The 15,021-nt window shown below is 69.7% G+C and carries 12 protein-coding genes and 3 pseudogenes; 9 read left to right on the top strand and 6 right to left on the bottom strand.

The features are described from left to right. Positions 1-26 precede the first annotated feature (26 nt). The 3 genes from RLT59_RS04590 (at position 27) to RLT59_RS04580 (ending at position 5,219) form a co-directional block, all read left to right on the top strand. Entirely contained in the window at positions 27-1,220 is a 1,194-nt protein-coding gene (locus RLT59_RS04590) for a cytochrome P450 (RefSeq protein WP_311302179.1), read from the top strand. A 96-nt stretch (positions 1,221-1,316) separates the two neighbouring features. Continuing rightward, on the top strand, positions 1,317-4,769 hold the full coding sequence (gene car, locus RLT59_RS04585; protein ID WP_311302178.1) for a carboxylic acid reductase: 3,453 nt from the start codon (positions 1,317-1,319) through the stop codon (positions 4,767-4,769). Between the two features lie 60 nt (positions 4,770-4,829). After that, complete coding sequence (locus tag RLT59_RS04580) at positions 4,830-5,219, top strand: nuclear transport factor 2-like protein (protein ID WP_311302177.1); 390 nt, start codon at positions 4,830-4,832, stop codon at positions 5,217-5,219. Positions 5,220-5,231: 12 nt separating this feature from the next. Here the strand turns inward: RLT59_RS04580 and RLT59_RS04575 are convergent. Continuing rightward, positions 5,232-5,660, bottom strand: a pseudogene (locus RLT59_RS04575) (transposase); the annotation flags it as partial. An 11-nt stretch (positions 5,661-5,671) separates the two neighbouring features. Between RLT59_RS04575 and RLT59_RS04570 the strand changes: the two are divergent. Continuing rightward, positions 5,672-5,821: a hypothetical protein gene (locus tag RLT59_RS04570; RefSeq protein ID WP_311302176.1), complete on the top strand. Its 150-nt coding sequence runs from the start codon at positions 5,672-5,674 to the stop codon at positions 5,819-5,821. Between the two features lie 480 nt (positions 5,822-6,301). On the opposite strand, the pseudogene RLT59_RS39285 reads toward RLT59_RS04570, so the two are convergent. The 4 genes and pseudogenes from RLT59_RS39285 to RLT59_RS04545 all read right to left on the bottom strand — a co-directional run bounded on the left by RLT59_RS39285 (position 6,302) and on the right by RLT59_RS04545 (position 8,969). After that, positions 6,302-7,041: pseudogene (locus RLT59_RS39285) on the bottom strand (transposase). A gap of 126 nt (positions 7,042-7,167) precedes the next feature. Continuing rightward, positions 7,168-7,704 (bottom strand): hypothetical protein, encoded by a 537-nt coding sequence (locus RLT59_RS04555; RefSeq protein WP_311302175.1) that lies wholly within the window; start codon positions 7,702-7,704, stop codon positions 7,168-7,170. A gap of 70 nt (positions 7,705-7,774) precedes the next feature. Continuing rightward, positions 7,775-8,206, bottom strand: a complete 432-nt coding sequence (locus tag RLT59_RS04550) for a hypothetical protein (protein ID WP_311302174.1) — start codon at positions 8,204-8,206, stop codon at positions 7,775-7,777. A gap of 76 nt (positions 8,207-8,282) precedes the next feature. Next, positions 8,283-8,969 (bottom strand): AlbA family DNA-binding domain-containing protein, encoded by a 687-nt coding sequence (locus RLT59_RS04545; protein ID WP_311302173.1) that lies wholly within the window; start codon positions 8,967-8,969, stop codon positions 8,283-8,285. Between the two features lie 100 nt (positions 8,970-9,069). Here RLT59_RS04545 and RLT59_RS04540 point away from each other — a divergent pair, with 100 nt between their 5' ends. The 3 genes from RLT59_RS04540 (at position 9,070) to RLT59_RS04530 (ending at position 10,748) form a co-directional block, all read left to right on the top strand. Next, the gene (locus RLT59_RS04540) at positions 9,070-9,195 is read left to right on the top strand and encodes a hypothetical protein (RefSeq protein ID WP_311302172.1); all 126 of its coding nucleotides are present in this window, start codon (positions 9,070-9,072) and stop codon (positions 9,193-9,195) included. Positions 9,196-9,335: 140 nt separating this feature from the next. Continuing rightward, complete coding sequence (locus RLT59_RS04535; protein WP_311302171.1) at positions 9,336-10,019, top strand: recombinase family protein; 684 nt, start codon at positions 9,336-9,338, stop codon at positions 10,017-10,019. A 54-nt stretch (positions 10,020-10,073) separates the two neighbouring features. Beyond that, positions 10,074-10,748, top strand: coding sequence for a hypothetical protein (locus tag RLT59_RS04530; RefSeq protein WP_311302170.1), 675 nt, complete (start codon positions 10,074-10,076; stop codon positions 10,746-10,748). Between the two features lie 627 nt (positions 10,749-11,375). On the opposite strand, the pseudogene RLT59_RS04525 reads toward RLT59_RS04530, so the two are convergent. Continuing rightward, positions 11,376-11,609, bottom strand: a pseudogene (locus RLT59_RS04525) (radical SAM protein); the annotation flags it as partial. A gap of 148 nt (positions 11,610-11,757) precedes the next feature. On the opposite strand from RLT59_RS04525, the gene RLT59_RS04520 reads away from it, so the two are divergent. Continuing rightward, positions 11,758-12,231, top strand: coding sequence for an SRPBCC family protein (locus RLT59_RS04520; RefSeq protein WP_311302168.1), 474 nt, complete (start codon positions 11,758-11,760; stop codon positions 12,229-12,231). A 188-nt stretch (positions 12,232-12,419) separates the two neighbouring features. Next, complete coding sequence (locus RLT59_RS04515) at positions 12,420-14,906, top strand: MFS transporter (protein WP_311302167.1); 2,487 nt, start codon at positions 12,420-12,422, stop codon at positions 14,904-14,906. Positions 14,907-15,021: the final 115 nt, after the last annotated feature.

The raw sequence follows: 15,021 nt of genomic DNA, 5'->3' as shown, positions 1-15,021 counted from the left end.
CTCGGCAGCCCGGAAGGACGGACACGATGACCGCCGCAGGACACGAGATACGGGCCTACCCCTTCGGCCCGGTGGACCGGCTCGACCTGGACCCCACACTGTTCGAGGTCTGCGGCGAACACCCCGTGCTCCGGGTGCGCCTGCCCTTCGGTGGCGACGGCTGGCTCGTCACCCGGTACGCCGACGTCAGGACCGTCCTGTCGGACCCCCGCTTCAGCCGCGCCGCCGCCGCGGGCGACCATGTGCCCCGCACCGTCGCCGTCGCCCCGCCGCCGACCTCCATCATGGGCATGGACCCGCCGGACCACAGCCGACTGCGACGCCGGGTGATGAGCGCGTTCACCGTACGCAGCATCGACGCTTTCCGCCCGCGCATCGAGGAGATCGTGAACGGCCTGGTCGACACGATGACGCAAGCGGACGGCCCCGCCGACCTGGCGGCGGTCCTCACGTGGCCGCTGCCGATCACGGTGATCTGCGAGATGCTCGGAGTGCCATCCACCGACCAGGACCGGTTCACCGAGTGGGTGGACGGCCTGCTGATCCTCGACGACCCCGAGCAGTCCGCACACGCCCGCCGGCAGCTCGGGGACTACCTCGCGGAGCTGATCGAGCAGCGCCGGGCCGAGCCCACCGACGACCTCCTGGGCGAGCTGGCCGCCGACAGCGGTAAGGACCCGCTCAGCAAGGAGGAGCTGGTCAGCCTGGGCGTCAGCCTCCTCTCCGCCGGCCAGGAGGCCACCGCCAACCAGATCGGCAACTTCGTCTACACCCTGCTGACCCGGCCCGCCCTCTGGCGGCAGCTCGTCGCCGATCCCTCGCTCATCCCCCGCGCGGTCGAGGAACTCTCCCGTTTCATCCCGATCAGCGCCACCGCCGGGTTCACCCGTGTCGCGACCGAGGACCTCGAACTGGGCGGGCAGCTCATCCGCGCCGGGGACGCGGTGGTGGCCGAACTCGGGATGGCCAACCGCGACTCCGAGGTGTTCGACCGGCCCGAGGAGATCGACTTCCACCGCGAGCAGGTCCCGCACGTCGCTTTCGGGTACGGCATCCACCACTGCCTCGGCGCGCAACTGGCCAGGGTCGAACTGCGCGTCGTCCTCGAAACCCTCGTCACCCGCCTGCCCGGTCTGCACCTCGCCGTCCCCGCCGACCAGCTCGCGTGGCGGACCGAACGCCTCATCCGCGGTGTGGCCGCGCTCCCGGTCCGCTGGTGACGCCCGCACCCGCCGAGGGCTGACGACCGGGCCGCCGCACACGGAAACCGCCCAGCGCGCCCGCCCCACTACGGAACCGCCACCGGAGGATCCACCATGGCCGAACCGCTGGACGCCATCACCGCGTCGGCGCACGATCCGGGCCACGGGCTTGCCGAGGCCCTGGCCGCCGTCGACCCCGGCCGGGCGCTCGCCGAGGTCATGGCGTCCGTCCTGGAGAGCCACGGGGACCGGCCCGCCCTCGGCGAACGCGCCCGGGACCCGGCGACCGGGCGTCTCCTCCCGCGCTTCGACACCATCAGCTACCGCGAACTGTGGTCCCGCGTGCGCGCACTGGCCGGCCGGTGGCACCACGACCCGGAGTACCCCCTGGGCCCCGGCGACCGGATCTGCACCCTCGGCTTCACCAGCACCGACTACGCGACGCTCGACCTGGCCTGCATCCACCTAGGGGCCGTGCCCGTGCCCCTGCAGTCCAACGCACCGCTGTCCCAACTTGCGCCGATCGTCGCAGAGTCCGAGCCGACGGTGCTGGCCGCGAGCATTGACCGCCTGGACATCGCCGTCGACGTGGTCATCGCGTCGAGCACGATCCGGCGCCTCGTCGTCCTCGACCACGGCCCGGGAACCACCGGCCCGCGCGAGGCCCTGGCATGGGCCCAGGAGCGCCTGGCCGGGGCCCGGAGCTCGGTCACCGTCGACACACTGGCCGAGCTGATCGACCGGGGCAGCGCTCTGCCGCCCCCGCCCCTGTACACCGCGGCCCCGGGGGAGGACCCGCTCTCCCTGCTGATCTACACCTCCGGCAGCACCGGCGCGCCCAAGGGGGCCATGTACACCCAAAGCCTCCTGAGCACCGCGTGGTACGGGTTCAGCTACGGGGCGGCCGACACCCCCGCGATCAGCGTCCTCTACCTGCCGCAGAGCCATCTCGCGGGCCGCTACGCGGTGATGGGCTCGCTCGTGAAGGGAGGCACCGGCTACTTCACGGCCGCCGGAGACCTGTCCACCCTGTTCGAGGACATCGCCCTGGTCCGCCCCACGGAGCTGACCATGGTGCCGCGCCTGTGCGACATGCTCCTCCAGCACTACCGCAGCGAGGTGGACCGCCGGGCCGGCGAGCCGGGCCACATCGAGGCAGCGGTCAGGAAGGAGCTGCGGGAGGAATTCCTGGGCGGCCGGGTGGCCAAGGCGTTCGTCGGCACCGCCCCGCTCTCCGCCGAGCTCGCGGCGTTCGTAGAGTCCATCCTTGGTTTCCACCTCTACACCGGCTACGGCTCCACCGAAGCTGGCGGAGTGCTGCTGGACACCGTGGTCCAGCGCCCCCCGGTCACCGACTACAAGCTGGTGGACGTCCCCGAACTGGGCTACTACGAGACCGACCTGCCCTATCCACGAGGCGAACTGCTTCTGAAGTCCCACACGCTCATCCCCGGCTACTACCGGCGCCCCGACCTCACCGCCACGATCTTCGACGCCGACGGCTACTACCGCACTGGTGACGTCTTCGCCGAAACCGGGCCCGACCGGCTGGTCTACGTCGACCGCACGAAGGACACCCTCAAGCTGTCCCAGGGCGAGTTCGTGGCCGTGTCCCGCCTGGAGACCGTTCTCCTCGGCAGCCCCCTCGTCCAGCACCTCTACCTGTACGGCAACAGCGAGCGCGCCTACCTGCTCGCGGTGGTGGTGCCCACCCCCGCCGCGCTGGCCGGATGCGGCGGGGACACCGAAGCGCTCAGGCCGCTGCTCATGGAATCTCTCCGGAGCGTTGCCGGGAAAGCCGGACTCAACTCGTACGAGATCCCCCGCGGCATCCTCATCGAGACCGAGCCTTTCAGCCCCGAGAACGGCCTCTTCACCGAGAGCCACAAACTGCTGCGCCCCCGCCTCAAGGAGCGCTACGGACCCGCTCTGGAACTGCTGTACGACCAGCTCGCCGACGGGCAGGACCGCCGGCTGCGCAAACTACGGCGCACCGGCACGGACGGGCCGTTGGAGGAGACGGTCACCCGAGCCGCCCAGGCACTGCTAGGAACCCCTGGAGCCGATGTCCGCCCCGGCACGCGCTTCACCGACCTCGGCGGGGACTCCCTCTCCGCCCTGTCGTTCTCCGAGCTGATGAAGGAGGTCTTCCACGTCGACGTCCCGGTCGGTGTGATCATCAGTCCCGCCAACGACCTGGCGGAGATCGCGCGGTACATCGCGGCGGCCCGCCGGCCGGCCAGGATCCGCCGCCCCACGTTCGCCTCCGTTCACGGGGAGCACCGCACCGAAGTCCGCGCCAGTGACCTCACCCTGCAGAAGTTCCTCGACGCGCCCACGCTTGCCGACGCTCCGCCGCGGCCCCGCCCCGACGATGACGTACGGACGGTCCTGCTGACCGGGGCCACCGGCTACCTCGGCCGGTTCCTCTGCCTGGAGTGGCTGGAGCGTCTGGCGGCTTCGGACGGACGCCTGGTCTGCCTCGTCAGGGGCAGCGACGCGGCCGTCGCGGCGAGGCGGCTTGAAGAAGCCTTCGACGGCGGCGACGCCGCCCTGCTCCGCCGCTACCGGAAAGCGGCCGGGAAGACCCTGCAGGTGCTTGCCGGCGACATCGGTGAACCCCGGCTGGGCTTGGCGCAGGACGCCTGGCGGGAACTGGCCGACACCGTGGACCTGATCGTCCACCCGGCCGCGCTGGTCAACCACCTGCTGCCGTACAGCGAACTGTTCGGCCCCAATGTCGTCGGCACCGCCGAAGTGATCCGGTTGGCACTCACCACGCGGCTGAAGCCCGTCAACCACGTCTCGACCGTCGCCGTCTGCCTCGGAACCCCCGCCGAGACCGCCGACGAGAACGCAGACATCCGCGCCACCAGTCCGGTACGGACCATCGGCCAGGGGTACGCCGACGGGTACGCGACCAGCAAATGGGCCGGGGAAGTCCTGCTCCGGGAGGCACACGAACGCTTCGGTCTGCCGGTCGCCGTCTTCCGGTCCGACATGGTCCTGGCACACACTACGTACTCCGGGCAGGTCAACGTGCCTGACGTCCTCACCCGCCTGCTGCTCAGCCTGGTCGCCACCGGCATCGCGCCCGGCTCGTTCTACCGGGCGGGTGCCCGTGCGCACTACGACGGCCTACCGGTCGACTTCACCGCAGAGGCCATCGTCGCGCTGGGCGCACCGACCACCGAGGGCCACCGGACCTTCAACGTCCTCAACCCGCACGACGACGGCATCTCCCTGGACACCTTCGTCGACTGGCTCATCGATGCCGGACACCCGATCCGGCGGATCGACGACCACGGTGCCTGGGTCACCCGCTTCACCGCTGCGCTCCGCGCCCTGCCGGAGAACCAACGACAACACTCGCTGCTCCCGCTGCTCGGCGCCTACGCGGAACCCGAGGGAGGCGCCCCGGGGGCGCTGCTCCCCGCCGGGCGCTTCCACGCCGCCGTGCGGGAGGCGAGGGTCGGCCCCGAGCAGGACATTCCCCGGGTGTCGCCGGACCTCATCCGCAAGTACGTCACCGACCTGCACGCACTGGGCCTCCTCTTCAGCCCCTGACCGGGTCTCGACCGGCTGCCGGCAGCGTCCTACGTCACCACATCAGGAAGGGGAACCGCCATGGCACACGACATCGACGACCAAGTGAATCTGTTTCTGCGGAGTCTGGAGGCGTTCGACTTCACCGCCGCTCGGACGATGTGCACCGAGGCCGCCACGGTGCGGCAGAACGACGGCCAGGGCGAACAGCCGATCGAGGACAGCCTGGACCGGCTGAGGTCCTTCACCGTGGACGTCTGCTCGCTGAGGTACGACGTGATCCGCCGGTTTCGCGACCCCGACGAGGTGCTCCAGCAGCACGTGCTCCACGTAGTCGGCAACGACGGGTCCCGCAGCGATGTCCACGCCGCGGTCTACTTCCGGTTCCAGGGCGGTCTCATCGACCGGATCGAGGAGTACGTCTACGCCGAACCCACTCTGACGGCGCCGCGGACACGGGACCCGGCGTAGGGCGTCCAGCCAGGCAGGTCGGATGGTCGGGCCGGTCTCGGCGAGGCGGCCGCTATGAGGTCGCTGCGGTACCGGATGTGCCGTAGGCCGCCTCGGATGAGGTGTTCGGGCGCGCTGAAGGCGACGTTGGAGAGCGGGCTGCGTCGCGGGAGGGACCAGATCCCTTCGACGGAGCTGAGATCGGGTGCGTAGGGTGGCAGGCAGTAGAGGATCGGCCAGTCCTGGGGCCGGCGAACTCCCGCAGTCCGGCGGCTCTGTGGACGTTGCGGTTGTCCCGGATGGGCACGATCGGGCCGCCGAGTGACTGGTGGCAGCGATCAGCAGGTCGCGGTAGTCGCGCCAGGAGAAGCTCCCACTCCGGTCGCTCTCGAAGCAGCATGCGGGTAATCCGTTCCGGCCCCGCCACGCGACATGCCCGCCGGGGCGGGCGAAGCCAGCCACACCAGGACGTCGTGCGGCAAGGCACGCAGCTGGTGATCGCTTTCCATGATCACTTCGTTCGTGCCAGCGGTGGAACGTCGGACACGGTCACCCGCTCGCCGGAGGAGATCACCAAGGCCGCCGCGGACGGCGGCTGGAACGTCCATCACGACGGTTTCTGAGTCACGCCAGTTCTGGACGTCGCCCGGGCCAACCCTGCCCCGCTGTACGCGGTTGCGCTCCCGGACGCCGCCGGTGGTGGCGGGAATGTCAGCCTCCTTGGGACTTCGCGGGACATCCGCGACGCCTTCGCCGCTGCCGACCTGGAGGAGGCCACCCGTGAACTTCAGCAGCGCGGATGCCTGTCCGTGGCCTCGGCGATGGGCCCGGACCGGGAACGTACTGACACCGAACCGCAGGGAGAGACAGACGCGGCACGCCAGTGTTCTGGCACCCCGAAGAACCTCTCTGACACCAGCCACCCGCGAACATAGGCCCATTAGCCTCGAAGTTTCATGACGGTCCGCCGACGAAGTCGGTGGGCCGTTTTCGTGCCGTGGGCGGAGAGTGGACAGGTTGAGGGCCCGAGTGTCGTCTCGGGGAGGCGCCGGATTCCACTGCTCCGGTGCCGGCTGCTGTCGTAGGGACGGGAAAGTTGCTGGTCAGCCGGGGTTCGGCAGGAGTGCGAGCCGTTCGAGTGTGGCGGTGATGTGAGTGGACCAGGGCCAGTGCCGGGCCAGGCGGAGGATTCGTCGACGGCCGGTGGTCACGAGCTGCCCGGCCGCGGTGAACAGGCGGAGCCGCAGGCGGCGGGGTTCCCAGAGGCGGGCCTTGCCGGTCAGGGCGAGCATCGGCATCCAGGCCAGCAGGTCGAGGGCGATCTGCACGATCTCCAGCCAGATCCGGTTCTGGGCGGTGCGGTGCAGGGGAAGGTTCCGCAGGCCGGTGGCCCGGGCAGCTCCTGCTTATCGGAATGGCAGGTCACCAGCGTGGCGTCGAGGTCCAGGACCAGGCCGGGTACCTCGCACCCGGCGGCCCTCACCGCGGGGACACCCTCACCTCGGTCGGCGGCCTGCAGACAGGCCACTTCACGGGCCTGGGCCCGTGCGGTGCGCAGAGAAGCGAGCATCACGTCGTCGATTTGGGCGAGCAGTCGCCAGGCGGTGGGCGTGGACGCCACCGGGCCGAACACTTCATTCTGGTCGCGCAGCACGGCCAGGTCCGTGATGGTCTCGCCGCCGTCGGCGATCATCACCGCCAGGTCCGCGGCGATCCGGCCGGGAACATGCCCCGTGCCACGCGTGCGCTGCGGGCCCAGCGCGGCGGAGAACTCCGCCGTCAGGCCCGTGGCCTCGGCGAGATCCGCCAGCAGACGCGCTCCGGCATGCCCGACCACCCCCATGCCGTCGGTAGAGACATGAATCCGGGGACGTGAACGGATAGCCTGCACGCAGAAAGTGCCTTCCGCTTGGACCGACAGAGACCCTCGACAAGTCTCATCGTCCCTGCTCAGAAGGCACTTTCACGTTTACGGCACGGTGACCGCCCTCACCCCAACTGAAACGCCGAGGCTAGGAGATGACGAGGTGGCTGCCGACCGTGTCCCGGTAGGCGTTGTGGGAGCGTTCGTTCGTGCCGGTGCCGTGGCCCCTTCTGTTGCCGCGGACGACGGCGGGCAACTGGTCGTACGGCTGCCAGGTGGGCAGCACTCGGTAGCCATCGCCTTCGCCGACGACGCGGTCGACGTGGAGGTCGAGGGTGGCGGGAGGTGGATGTCGGCGTTGCGCGCCAGCACCAGGCCGAGGACGAGCTGTCCCTGCGGGCCGGTCTCCTGCGGGGACAGGTAACGCTGGGCGGTGGCCCCGTTCAGTCCAGCGCGGACCACCTTGAGGTCGAGGGTGCGGATGGCCGCGAGGGCGGGAGCGATCTCCAGGGAGACGCGTTCGGATTCGAGCTCCGCCGGCATCTCGTCCTGTCCCACGAGCCACCTCAACTCCTGAAGCACCGGCTCAGGCAGATCCGGCGGCAGGTCCACCGCCAGGAGCAGGTTGTAGTAGTCACTCACTCCACGGAGCCTATTCCCGCCCGCAGACACCATCGGACGGCCGACCCTGCGGAGCCCAATGCTGGCCCGGTTACTGCGGGTCGCTGCGGGCCGGGGGCCGGTTAACCTGCACGTTCGAGATGCCGCCCTGATTCACGCAGTCTTGAGCGAGATCGTGAACGTGCCAGTGGTAGTCCAATGGGGGCTCCATCGCGTTCACAGTGGTCTCAACAGGCGTGTAGCGATGCAGCGGGGTTGAGGCGCCGTCATAAGTACGCCCGAAATTATCCGTAGTGAGGATCGTGAGCGGTTCCTGGCCGGCCCATTCGATCCCTACACGAACGTCGTACTCCTCGTTGTCGGTTACTTCCGCAGTGGTGCGGAGGAGTGCCATGACATCCGCGACGGCGCACTCGATGGCGGAGGAGGCGACTTCCCAGCCCTCGAAGTAGGTGTCGTGGCTCTTGCGGTGCCCGCCGACCACAGCGGCGAGGGTGACCGAGCCGTCATGGTGGATGCTCATCCAGGCTTCTTTCCAGGACGAGCGATCGCCTATGGCCATGCTGACGGCAACCCAGCGGCGCAAACCTGGGCGGGGGCTATTCCGGTCGACGTTTTCCAGGGGGTGCACGCCGCCATTCCGCGAGGCGTAGGTCAGAGCCAGGGGCACCGTTTCGGACAGCACATAGCGTGCCATGTCGCGTGTCGGAGTCCCGTCCAGCGGACGCTTCACTGAACAGTGCGTCCAGCGCCTCGCTCGCGTGTCGGCGTTCCTCGAACCGGGCGCGGTACATGGCTTCGATCTGCCGTTCCTTCATCCACACGGTGTCGGAGTCATTCCGGATGGGCGCGCCGAAGTAGTCGTTCCTGTAGATCAGGTGGGGCCCATCGATGCTTGCGGGGACTTCCACGGCGATGGCCCGCTTGCCGTCAGCTACGAGGCGGTGCACGTTCAGGCCGAACACGGGCGGGGAGATGGCGGTAATGGCGGCGCTGCGCAGCGTCCGTTCGTAGGTCTCATCGAACTCGCCGGCGTCGACGCGCCCGGTCGCTGCCTTCTGCGACTCTTCCACGCCGTAGACGATCAGGCCACCGCCGCTGTTCGCCATCGCCGCGACGTCCTTGGGGAAATCTGTTTGCGTCAGCCCCTTCGCCGGAGGCAGCTTGCCCTTCCAATCCAGGTCGTTTGCCTCCGTCGTACCAGCAGCAACGGCCGCGTCGAGGAGATCGTCGGTCAGTGGGCCTGGTGTCGCTCCGACGGCGCGATGGAGCGCTGTGAAGCTCATGCGCCTGAGTGTAGGCATCGAGCGAGTACAGCAGCCGTCAGCCCGGCCTCGTCGCGTCCCCGCACAGGCGTGCATCCTCGCCGTCGCGTCCTGCCGAGGGGTGACAAACGTCCCTTTCGCCGCCTCCGGTGCGCCACTCTGGAAGGAGGCGGCCAGCGCCGTCGCCCAACCCGACGCGGTCGCCACCCAGTTGCTGGCGATCACCGAGGTACTCGCCCCCCCTTGACCCGTACACAGAACGGAGCATGCGCGCCCACCACGCGCACGCCGCGAAGGCCCCGGACGTCCAGGTGGAGCCGGGCACGGAGTTCTGGGGGTGGGGCGGGCGCACCCTGGATGCCCCGACCTGTACCTATACTTCAATCTATGACCCCGTTTAGTAAGGGTGCGTCATACGAGCGCATCAGTAAGGCGGATGAGGGCGATAAGGACGGTGTCATCCGTCAAGGCGAGGACACCGCAGAGTTGGCCGAACGGCGCGGAATCCCCCTGCAGGGGCGCCGCTTCCGGGGCAACGACAAGTCGGCCACCCACGGCAAGCACCGCCCCCAGTACGAGCTGCTCATGGCTGCCGTACGGCGCGACGAAGTCGACGTCATCATCGTCTACATGCTCGGCCGGCTCTGGCGGAACCGGCGCGAACGGGCCGAGGGAATTGAGATTCTCCGCAAGCACGAGGTGTCCGTGCTGTGCGTCAAGGGACCCGAGTTGGACCTCACGACGGCCGCTGGCCGCCTCCTCGCCGGCCTTCTCGACGAGGTCGACACGTTCGAGGTCGAGCAGATGTCGGAGCGGGAGCAGCGGGAGATGCGCCAGCGCGTCGAGCGTGGTCTGCCGCCGAGCGGGCCGCGCTGCTTCGGTTACACCGCAGACGGCACGGAACTCGTCGAAGACGAGGCCGCCGAGGTCAAGGACTGCTTTCGCGCTCTGCTCGCCGGAGCGACCCTCTCCGGCATGGCCGCCGGCCTCAACGGGCGGGGCGTCCTCAACCGCAACGGCAAACCCTGGTCATACAACGCCATCCGCGGCGTACTCCTGAACGAGCGCTAGGCAGGGCTGCGTCAGTACCGCGGCGAGCTGCACCCGGGGAAGTGGCCGGTCATCGTGGACGAGGCCATATGGCGGGAGGCGAAACACGTCCTTGAGGACGAGAGCCGGGCGACGAGCCCGGGACCGGGAAGGCGGTGGCTGCTGTCAGGCATCGCCCGGTGCGGTGTCTGCGACGACGGGACGACCGTGACGTCCGGGTCGCGGGGTGGCCCGAAAGGCACGCGGGGCATCACGACGCCGCTGTACCGGTGCCGGACGACAAAGCACCTGGCGCGCGGTACGGAACCGATCGACCTCACCGTCGAGGAGTACGTGATCCGGCGCCTGTCACGCCCCGACGCCGTCGATCTCCTCGTCGACGAGAGCGCACCGGGGACGGAGGAGCTGCGGGCGAAGGCCGTTGCCCTGCGGTCCCGGATCAGCTCCCTGACCGACGAGTTCGCGGATGACGACGATGCGGACCCCGCCGAATTCAAGGCCGCTACCCGTAGGATCAAGGACCGGCTGGCTGACGTCGAGACGCAGATGGCGCACCCGCAGCGGTCGCGCATCCTGGTGGACATCGTGACCGCCGAAGACCCCGCCAAGGCCTGGAAGGATCTGGTGCTGGACCGGCAGCGCGCGGTCGTCGTGACGCTGGCCACGGTAACGCTTCTGCCCGGCCGTCCGGGCAGGGCGCCGTTCGATCCACATTCGGTACGGATCGAGCCGCTCCCGGGGATGGGCTGACCCCGCCGGTGACGCCGACGTATCTGCGGGTGGGAGGGCCGGTCACCCGGCCTTCCCACGATATGATGCGCCGTCAGAACAGCGGCTCAGGTGCAACTTCCGAGAAGCGTCCTCCGCGGTCATCTGTAGCGAGAACCCCGGGGGCGCCCGGCGGCCACTCCCAGTCGACGAAGAGCACGACGGCACAGGCGGCCAACGCTGACCTGAGCGTCCACACGGAGGCGCCGCGGTGAGCATCACGGGAGCCGCAGGGGCTGTCCGGGGCTCGCGGGGTGATGGTCCGCGGGCTGGTTCGGCACCGGCCTGCACAGGCCGGTGCAGGACTGCCTCGACGGCGTCTTGGGCGACTGATGTGTTCCCGAAGCGGCTGCTGCTGGTGCGTCGTTACAAGCGCTTCGCTGTGCGGTCGCGCAGCAGCAGCCACTGACTCGCGTCGGCGCCGCCTGAGCGCGCAGTCGGTTCACGCAGCAGCACGATGTAAGCCGTCCTCTCCGCCTCGCTCGGGGCGGCATGCTGGCCTGGCGCCTCCGGAGCCGCGAATGACTTTGTCATGACTTTCCAGGCCCTGTCCGCTTTCGGAGTGCTGAGCATCGGCCCTCCCGGGGCTCAATAGGGTCATGCAGTGAAGTGCAAGCAGGCGTGCGAACAGCCTCGGTAGGGGTTCACCGTCCATTCGAAGGGCATCCGGGACGCGCCGGGCACCCGGTTCAGCGCCGAGCGGGCCCGGACCTCGTGGAAGGTGATGCCCCGGAACTCCGGAATGTCGAAGGTACGAGTCGTCACCGCGTCCGCGGCGAAGAGCGCGGCCTTCCCGCTCTTGGTGGTCTTGGCGGGGTTATCTGCCAGATTGTCCCAGCGCATGGACGCCTCCTAGGTAGCACTGACCCGAGAATAGAACACTTGTTCCCTTGATTGTTTCCTCCCCTTCGTCCCCGACCGGATTTTGAGCCGGGTGCCGGAGGTGGTTGGCTCAGCACACCCCGAACAACCGAGTGCTGGAGGAACAGCCATGGCGCAGGTCGAGGCCACGACAGAGCGGATCATCGCGGCGGACCCGGAAGCGGTGTTCGACGCGCTGGCCGACTACAAGGACGTCCGCGGCAAGGTGCTGCCCGGCCAGTTCAGCGAGTACGAGGTGCGTGAGGGCGGCGACGGAGAGGGCACCCTCGTCCACTGGAAGCTCCAGGCCACCAGCAAGCGGGTGCGCGACTGCCTGCTGGAGGTCAGCGAGCCGACAGGGGGCCCCTCCCATGCCGCAGGCTATGGGGGCGGTCAGCTCGTGGAGAAGGACCGCAACTCCTCGATGGTCACGACCTGGACCGTCACCCCGTCCGGCGAGGGCAAGTCCAGGGCCGTCGTCTCGACCGTCTGGAACGGCGCCGGCGGCATCGGCGGATTCTTCGAGCGCACCTTCGCGCCCAAGGGACTCGGCCGCATCTACGACGAGCTGCTGCGAAATCTCGCCACAGAGGTCGAGAAGTAACCCCCGGTCCGCGTTTCCCGCCTCACCGGTTCGGGTGGTCTTTCCGCCCGCCCGGTTGTGCGCCGTAGTGGCTCCCACCGGGGGCTAAGCCCTCCGAGTGCGCCGTCAGCGCCCCCCCGCCGCGTTTGCCCTCCCTTGTATCGCGATGCGAGAAATGGGCGGCGCAGATGCGACGAGGGGAGCGGCACGTGGTGGGTGGGATCACTCTGGTGAAGGACGAGCCCGACGATCCGGGCGACACCGCGACGGTGCGGACGTCCGAACCGCCCCCGTGGCCGCCCGCTCCACCCGCTCCACCCGCTCCACCCGCTCCACCCGCTCCTCCCGCGAAGGTGCCGGCCGCGGTCACGGCCCCCGGCTTCGAGACGGACCCGCGCCGCATCCGGCTCATCTTCATCGGGCTGATGCTCACGCTGCTGCTCGCGGCGCTCGACCAGATGATCGTCGCCACCGCGCTCCCGAAGATCGTCGGTGAGCTGCACGGCCTGGAGAAGATGTCCTGGGCGGTCACCGCCTATCTGCTCGCCTCCACCATCGGGCTCCCGGTCTACGGAAAGCTCGGCGACCTCTTCGGGCGCAAGGGCGTCTTCCAGTTCGCGATCGTCGTGTTCGTCATCGGCTCCGCGCTGGCCGGCTGGTCGCGCACCATGGACGAACTGATCGCCTTCCGCGCCCTCCAGGGCGTCGGGGGCGGCGGGCTGATGATCGGCGTCCAGGCGATCATCGCGGACGTCGTGCCGCCCCGGGAGCGCGGCCGGTTCATGGGGCTCATCGGCGCGGCCTTCGGACTCGCCTCCGTGGCGGGCCCGTTGCTCGGCGGCTTCTTCACCGACCACGCCTCCTGGCGCTGGTGCTTCTACATCAACATCCCGTTCGGCCTGGTCACCTTCGCCGTCATCACCGTCGTGCTGAAGCTGCCGAAGCCGGCCGTCCGGCCCCGGCTGGACATCCTCGGCGCCGTGCTGCTGGCCGCCGCCTCCACCTGCGTGGTGCTGGTGACCAGCTGGGGCGGTACGGAGTACGCCTGGGGCTCCGGCACCATCCTGGGACTGGCCGCGGGAGCCGCCGTAACGACCCTGCTCTTCGTCGTCGTCGAGCACCGCGCGCCCGAACCGATCATCCCGCTGCGGCTGTTCCGCGACTCGATCTTCAACATCAGCGCACTCGTCGGCGCGGTGGTCGGGGTCGCCCTGTTCGGTGCGGCCAGCTACCTGCCGACCTTCCTGCAGATGGTCGACGGGGCCACCGCCACCGAGTCCGGCCTGCTGATGCTGCCGATGATGGGCGGCATCGTCGCCGCTTCGGTCATCTCCGGCCAGCTGATCTCCCGTACCGGCAAATACCGTGTCTACCCGATCGCCGGCAGCGCGCTGGCGGCGATCGGCATGTGGCTGCTGTCCCGGCTCGAAACGGACACCCCTCGGCTGGAGTACAGCATCTCGCAGGCGGTGCTCGGTCTCGGCATCGGACTGATCATGCCGGTGCTGGTGCTCGCCGTGCAGAACTCCGTACGCTCCGCCGACCTCGGCACCGCCACCAGTGCCAACAACTACTTCCGGCAGATCGGCGGCAGCGTCGGCGCGGCCGTGTTCGGCACGCTCTTCGCCGGGCGACTCGCCGAGGCGCTCGAAGTGCGCCTGCCGGCCGGGGCCGGTCTGCCCGACCCCGAGTCGATCACCCCGCAGCTGGTCCACGCCATGGAGCCGGCGCTGCGCGACAGCTATATCCAGGCGTACGCCGACGCGATGCCCCGGATCTTCCTCTACCTGGTGCCGGTCCTCGTGCTCGGCCTGTTCCTCGCCTTCTTCCTCAAGGAGAAACCGCTGGTGTCCCACCACAACCCGGAAACCGCAGCCGAGCCCGCGACGATCCCCACCGCCCGCCTCGACCCCGGCCCCCAGCCCGCCGGGCACCTCGCCGGGGTGCCCGTCAGCGGCAGCGTCCAGCACCCCGACGGCACCAAGGTCCCGCGTGCCGCCCTCACCCTCATCGACGTCCAGGGGCAGCAGGTCGGCAGGGGAGCCAGCGGTGAGGGGGGCCGGTACGCGCTGAGCGTCCCCGGCGCCGGTTCGTACGTCCTCATCGCTGCCGCCGGGGGCCACCAGCCGCAGGCGGTCAGCGTCACCGTGGGCGAGCGGCCGGTGGAGCTCGACGTGGTGCTCGGCGGAGCCGGCCGGCTGGCCGGGACCGTCCTGACGCCGGACGGCGCTCCGGTGCGGGACGCCGCCGTGACACTCACCGACGTACGTGGCGAGGTCGTCTCCTCCACCCGCAGCGGCCGCGAGGGCGGCTACGTGATCTCGGAGCTGGTGGCGGGGGAGTACACCCTCGCGGCCAACGCCCCCGCGTTCCGGCCCGCCGCGCTGCCGGTCAGTGTGCAGGCGGCCCGGGAGACCCGGCAGGACATCGAACTGGCCGGCGGCGCCGTGCTGCGCGGCGTCGTGCGCGCCAGCGGCGGGCGGCTCGTCGAGGACGCACGGGTCACGCTCCTGGACGCGGCCGGCAACGTGATCGACACCGTGACCACCGGTCCCGACGGAGCCTTCCGGTTCGTCGACCTGTCCACCGGCGAGTACACCGTGATCGCCGCCGGCTACCCGCCGGTGGCCACGGTCCTCCAGGTCGCGGGCGGCGGCCGCACCGAACGGGACCTCCAGCTGGGCCACGAGGACTGACCCCGCGACAGCGGCGCCGAGGGCAGTGCGCCCCCCGAATGCGCGGGGCGCACCACCTTCGCGGGTGATTCCGTCGATGACCGGCGGGCGCCGGTCACGGCCCCGTACGATGGAG

It is taken from the genome of Streptomyces sp. ITFR-6 (assembly GCF_031844725.1).
Classification (GTDB): domain Bacteria; phylum Actinomycetota; class Actinomycetes; order Streptomycetales; family Streptomycetaceae; genus Streptomyces.
This window is presented reverse-complemented; position numbering and strand designations above follow the sequence as displayed.

Bases quoted from the DNA above. Each gene is read 5' to 3' on its own strand.
- RLT59_RS04535 (WP_311302171.1), top strand. From the start codon at position 9,336: ATGACCCCGTTTAGTAAGGGTGCGTCATACGAGCGCATCAGTAAGGCG.
- RLT59_RS04545 (WP_311302173.1), bottom strand. From the start codon at position 8,969: ATGAGCTTCACAGCGCTCCATCGCGCCGTCGGAGCGACACCAGGCCCA.
- RLT59_RS04590 (WP_311302179.1), top strand. From the start codon at position 27: ATGACCGCCGCAGGACACGAGATACGGGCCTACCCCTTCGGCCCGGTG.
- RLT59_RS04550 (WP_311302174.1), bottom strand. From the start codon at position 8,206: ATGAGCATCCACCATGACGGCTCGGTCACCCTCGCCGCTGTGGTCGGC.
- car (WP_311302178.1), top strand. From the start codon at position 1,317: ATGGCCGAACCGCTGGACGCCATCACCGCGTCGGCGCACGATCCGGGC.
- RLT59_RS04520 (WP_311302168.1), top strand. From the start codon at position 11,758: ATGGCGCAGGTCGAGGCCACGACAGAGCGGATCATCGCGGCGGACCCG.
- RLT59_RS04580 (WP_311302177.1), top strand. From the start codon at position 4,830: ATGGCACACGACATCGACGACCAAGTGAATCTGTTTCTGCGGAGTCTG.